1 protein-coding gene is annotated in these 1,276 nt (G+C 60.1%); it reads right to left on the bottom strand.

Annotated features, from left to right (window positions below; genetic code table 11):
- On the bottom strand, positions 1 to 1,276 hold a 1,276-nt coding region (locus V6C07_RS11075; RefSeq protein WP_333536538.1), incomplete at both ends, for an MBOAT family O-acyltransferase.

Genomic DNA, 1,276 nt, shown 5'->3' with positions numbered 1-1,276 from the left:
TGCCGTCGCGCCTGCCGTGCAGCAGTTCGTGGCTGTTGGGGAAGGCCCACACAAGAACAAGGCTGATGCCGAGCAGCGCAAAGGGCATCCAGCCCTGAAAATAGTTGTTGGGCAGCCAGTTGGCAGCCAGTGCGCCCACTGCCGAAAGGCCGGCATGGTCCGCAATCCGCCCGGCTGCTTCAGCCGTGAAAGGCCCGGCGAACATGGCTCCATACATGGTTACAGCCCCGTCGAGGCTCACCGTGCGAAAGACCACCCAGCAAAGATTGATGCACATGAACGTGAAAAAGATGAAGAAGATGCGCAAGGGCAGGGTGGCGAGAACCCTTTCCGTCAGGCTGCCCTTGATGCAGGCGCGGAAAAAGTGGTTGATGCTCAGCATGGCCCCGTGCAGCGCGCCCCATATGATGAATGTCCAGCCAGCGCCGTGCCAGGCTCCGCCTATGAGCATGGTGAGAAAGAGGTTGCGGTACTGCATGAGCCGCCCTTTGCGGTTGCCGCCCAGGGGGATGTACAGAAAGTCCCGCAGCCAGGAACTCAGGGTGATGTGCCAGCGCCGCCAGAAGTCAACAATGCCTGTTGCCTTGTAAGGGGAATCAAAGTTTTCCGGCAGCCGCAGGCCCAGCATGAGCCCAAGGCCGATAGCCATGTCCGTATAGCCGGAAAAGTCGAAGTAAAGCTGAAAAGTATAGCAGAAAGAACCCAGCCAGGCTTCGGCTCCGCTTATGGGAAAGGCTTTTTCCGCCGCGTTGAATACGGCGTTGGCGTACACGGCCAGGCTGTCGGCCAGCAGCACTTTTTTGGCAAGCCCGATGGTGAAAAGGGTGAACCCCTGGGCCAGACCTTCGGAGGTGGAGCCGGAAAGTTCGTCAAGCTGCGGTCCCATCTGTTCGTAGCGCACGATGGGGCCGGAAATGACGTAGGGAAAACAGGCCGAAAAAAGCGCGTGACGCGAAAAGCCCTGAGGCATTACCTGCCGCCGGTATACGCTGACGAGCCAGGCGATCTGGATAAAGGTGTAAAAAGAGATGCCGAGGGGCAGGCCCGGCGGGGTGAAATTCCACTCCGCACCCACGAGCAGGGCCAGGTTCTGGGCGAAAAACCATGAATACTTGAACCAGAGCAGGGGCAGCAGGTTCAGGATCAGGGCCAGGGTCAGCAGTCCTTTGCGGCTGCACGCCCAGCAGCCCAGGCGTTTAAGCCCGTTGCCACTGAAAGGCTGCCGGCGGACGTGCGGACTGACGGTGGTTTGGGCGTCTGCCTCTGCCGCCGCCTC

The organism is Desulfovibrio sp. 1214_IL3152 (assembly GCF_036763055.1).
GTDB lineage: Bacteria > Desulfobacterota > Desulfovibrionia > Desulfovibrionales > Desulfovibrionaceae > Desulfovibrio.
The sequence above is the reverse complement of the archived record's forward strand: the minus strand, read 5'-3'. Positions and strand labels throughout refer to the sequence as shown.